5 protein-coding genes are annotated in these 3,936 nt (G+C 42.6%); 3 read left to right on the forward strand and 2 right to left on the reverse strand.

Annotated elements, in window-relative coordinates:
- Positions 1–257 precede the first annotated feature (257 nt).
- From IH879_21045 to IH879_21055, 3 genes are all read left to right on the forward strand, one after another.
- Positions 258–458: a cold-shock protein gene (locus IH879_21045; GenBank protein ID MCH7677415.1), complete on the forward strand. Its 201-nt coding sequence runs from the start codon at positions 258–260 to the stop codon at positions 456–458.
- Between the two features lie 334 nt (positions 459–792).
- Positions 793–969 (forward strand): hypothetical protein, encoded by a 177-nt coding sequence (locus tag IH879_21050; protein MCH7677416.1) that lies wholly within the window; start codon positions 793–795, stop codon positions 967–969.
- Positions 970–1,100: 131 nt separating this feature from the next.
- On the forward strand, positions 1,101–1,331 hold the full coding sequence (locus IH879_21055) for a hypothetical protein (GenBank protein MCH7677417.1): 231 nt from the start codon (positions 1,101–1,103) through the stop codon (positions 1,329–1,331).
- A 256-nt stretch (positions 1,332–1,587) separates the two neighbouring features.
- On the opposite strand, the gene IH879_21060 is transcribed toward IH879_21055, so the two are convergent.
- Together IH879_21060 and IH879_21065 are read right to left on the reverse strand one after the other, a co-directional pair.
- Positions 1,588–2,673, reverse strand: a complete 1,086-nt coding sequence (locus IH879_21060; GenBank protein ID MCH7677418.1) for an alanine/ornithine racemase family PLP-dependent enzyme — start codon at positions 2,671–2,673, stop codon at positions 1,588–1,590.
- Positions 2,669–3,874, reverse strand: coding sequence for a DUF1611 domain-containing protein (locus tag IH879_21065; protein ID MCH7677419.1), 1,206 nt, complete (start codon positions 3,872–3,874; stop codon positions 2,669–2,671). The genes IH879_21060 and IH879_21065 overlap by 5 nt, the downstream gene beginning before the upstream one ends.
- Positions 3,875–3,936: the final 62 nt, after the last annotated feature.

The raw sequence follows: 3,936 nt of genomic DNA on the forward strand, positions 1-3,936 counted from the left end.
CCTTTTGGTCCAGGTTGCTCGATCTCGACCGGGGGAAGGGGATCGGTTGTGGGGGATTGGGCTGTTTTTCGGATTCTACTTTGGGTGGAAAATGCGGAATAAGCGGAATTTGCTACTTTAAGACATAAAATTAGTACATTCCTGGTATTCATGCTATTAAAGTTCTTGCATCAATCAAACCCAATTTAAAAACAGGGAAGACATTATCCGGATTTTCTGGAAGTGCATTCCCGCTCAATTGCAGGAGAGTATTTATTATGGCAGTAGGAACGGTAAAATGGTTTAACGATAGCAAGGGTTATGGATTCATTGAATCCGACGGCAAAGATCTCTTTGTTCATTTCTCAGAAATTCAAGGGGATGATGGCTTTAAGACTCTTGCAGAGGGCCAGACGGTCGAGTTCGAAGAAGGGGTGGGCCAGAAAGGTCCGCAGGCCACCAAGGTGGTACCCAAATAAGAACCTCCGGACATTATTCGGCAGAGCTTTGACTCTGCCGGAGTCCTCTCAGTACCATATTTAAGTAAAAGGGCTTGGCCATTTGGCCGGGCCCTTTTTCTTTAAAAGCTAGCTGGTTCCAAAATAGTCCCAAAGTTCTCAAGATTCTGGGGAAATGCCTGGGTTTTGCCCCTTTTAAGAAACTCAATTCAGGTGGCTCTTAGATGGTCGTTTGGAGGCATAAGGAGACCCTTAACTTTAAGACTGGTCCGCAAAAAATGCCGGTTCTAAAGCTTGCCATGATATCTCCAAACCAATACTATTAAATACCTAATTTAACCAGGAGGTTCCTAACATGTTCTATAAAAAGATAACCGTGTTATTGACAGCGCTTTTGCTGGGTATCAGCTTATCGGCCTGTGGTGAGAATTACAGTAAAGACAAAAAGGCGGATGAGAAGCCGGAGACCACTACGGAGACAGAGACGCCAACAGGGGAAACAACTCAACCCGAGAAAAGCACTACAGAATAAAAAAACCGGGGCCTCCCGAAGGAAACCCCGGCGTGGGTTAACTAATTCATGCCCTGGGTGGCGGGGTGTCAATAGGGCGTTGGAAATAGTGTAGAATAGAGTTAGTTTTCCATTCACCAAAGGTAAAAAAAATGGGGAAGGTAATAGAGCAGTGTGATTTGTGTGGAGATTCATTCCAATACGGAACGCTACGGTATGATGGGCAATATCTCCCTCATTATGAAATGTTTCTTTGCGAAGGATGCTATAAGGGGAATTGGGATGGGTTCGCGCCCCATCATGAGAATAAGTTCATTGCGCATTTACAGAGCAAGGGGATTCCATTGCCCGAGCGCAACGATGAAGGGTGTTACCCTCGTTAACCCCAAAATCTTCCCCATCCACCAGAAATCGGCTCTCTGAGAAGGCCGCTGTTGGCCGATCTCGGAACTTCATTATCTTTTGATGATTGTCGGCTTCCGGGAAGCAGACACTCAAGATTTAATGATTAACAGCCACTAACGACCCAAAGCGGACATTGAATATTTGAAGTTCGCCAGCCTCTCACGCCGGAAACAGGGGTTTGATTCCCCTTGGGGCTACTTCCCTCGCGTGCAGGGTCAATGCTACCTTTAATTGTTAAGCCGCCACGTGGGCATTGCTATCTGTGAACTGCTTAATGACAAAAGGAGAAGTCATTGTTGCGAGAAGACCGCTATAATCCAAACTAAACCTTATTTCATCTCCGACCTCCAAATTGTGATTCTCTCCATCGAGAATTATATGATCACAGCTAGAACCTATCATTTTTAGCTTGTTATTAGATTTCAAATTTGATACTTGAACGTCCTGCCTGCCTAAAGCAATTATCACTCTTTGATGATCACCTCGATCCAGAAAGCCAGGAACATTGCCAAAAGCATCTTGGCAAATTTCTCCAAGTGGAACAGATGCCTTTCTCTTAGACTCGATAACTTCAGCAATAAGTTGAAATGCGCCCGTATGCAAACCAGGAATTACTTTTCGACCTACAGTTTCGCAACCTAAAAGAATTGATTCCCCCAAACGGAGATTATTAACCCTACCAACGTCCTGAGAAGATTTGAACCACTCAAAGTTTGCTGAATTTCCACCTGAAATAATTTCCAGATCAAAGTGAAACTCTTTTTCTAATAAATCAACCAATTCGGAGAGTTCTCGCATGTTTTTATCATCAGGTTTAATTCCCCCGTAGCAGGCCAAATTACAGCCAATGCCAATTATTTTTATATGGGGCAGAGAAAGGGTTTTCCTGACTAATTGAGGTAGATCACAAGGTAGTATCCCTTCACGTAAATCGCCTAACTCAACCATAATAATTACCTGATGAATTTTATTCTGCCCTTTCGCATGATAGGAAAGTTTTTTAAGAGTCTCGATCTCAGTATTTAAACTAATGTCTGCATTTTTGACGATAGATTCAGCCTGGCTTAAGGGTGTGCGCAAAAGAACAAATTGAGTTGATATTCCTGCACTTTTCATTTTTTGAATATTTTCAATACGCGAGTCCGCAATAAATTTGACTCCACCCTGAATCATTGCTTTGGCTATGGAGGGCTCTCCAAGTACCGCTTTAGTCACTCCCATTAAGGAAATGCCCTTTTGCATGTATAACTCAGATAGTTTTTTTGTGTTTTCTCGTATTTGGGATAGGGAAATTTCGATTCTAGGCATGGACGATTTAATTTTTATCTTTCAGATGCCTGTCCGCTTGTACTTTTCCATTTATGAGGATTTTATAGTTTTCTCGCGTGATTTTATGTTCCAGCTTTGGGAAATTTTCGCTTAACGCTTGAACAAGTTTTTGGCACCCATAGTTCAAAACATCTGTTGTCGGTAATTGAAACTGCTTCTCATATTCCGCTATAACTTTCAGAATATCTTCGTCTGCCAGGTTTTCATGGCTTAAGGTAATAGCCATCACTCTAGCTTGAGAAATCGCTTCAATCAGTTTAATTTCGCTCTCAACAGTTGGCATTGCCAAATGAGGAAAATCGCAACGGAACTTTCTGGCAGGTGGATGTTGAAGGATAATGCCATCGGGCATGCTTCCTTTCAAGATGCCGAGAGAACTCATAAAAGCGGGATGACTAACGGCACTCTGTCCCTCAACCAAAATGATGTCGGGACTTTCGTTGTCAAACGCTTGAATTACAGAGTTTTCTATTTCACCGATCATAAACTGGGAAATTAGAGCATCGGTCGATACCCCATACCTTGCTCCCTGCATCAAGCTGGTTTGACCTGTCGCGACTAGTACCGACTTTATGCCGTGATTATTTAGGGTCTTGTTGAGTTCCACTGCGGTAGTCATTTTTCCGCAAGCACAATCGGTGCCTAATACGGCGATTACAGGAACATTTACTTTAGATATTTGACCCGTAAAGACATGCAAATCTTTTAATTGCGGAGGTTTTCTGATGTCTTTAATTTGGATATTGTTCTGGGCAGCCATTTTGACAAACTCTGAATCTTCGGAGAAGAATTGATGAAGACCGTTAATGATATCCATTCCTTTTTCCATAGCTTCTAAGATTAGAACCCTTTCTTCGGCGGATATATAAGTATCTAAGGGGGCCTTCCCATAAATGTAACAATTTGGAATTTCTGAAAGTTTACTCAAAGCGTCATCTAAATTGGCAAAAATGGGAATACCCCTCTTTTCTTCCCCTAATTCTTCTCCTGCATCCTTGCCAGCTAATGAACTATCAATAACCCCAACGACTGTATAGATTTCAGAATGCCGAACTAACGCTGCAGCGGTTTTTCCGTCCACTGAGCCAAATTGATTTTCGCAGTAAACTAAGGCCGTTTTTTTCTGGTCAATCTTGCGTTTCTTTTCCACTTCCCGCTGCCGTTTGGCAAACGTAGCTCGATCTTTATTCATGTTAGCCTTTCTTTGCTGAATTTGTATTTAACGTTCACTACGCGATTGTAGTGGCACCGCGG

It is taken from the genome of candidate division KSB1 bacterium, assembly GCA_022562085.1.
GTDB lineage: Bacteria > Zhuqueibacterota > Zhuqueibacteria > Oceanimicrobiales > Oceanimicrobiaceae > Oceanimicrobium.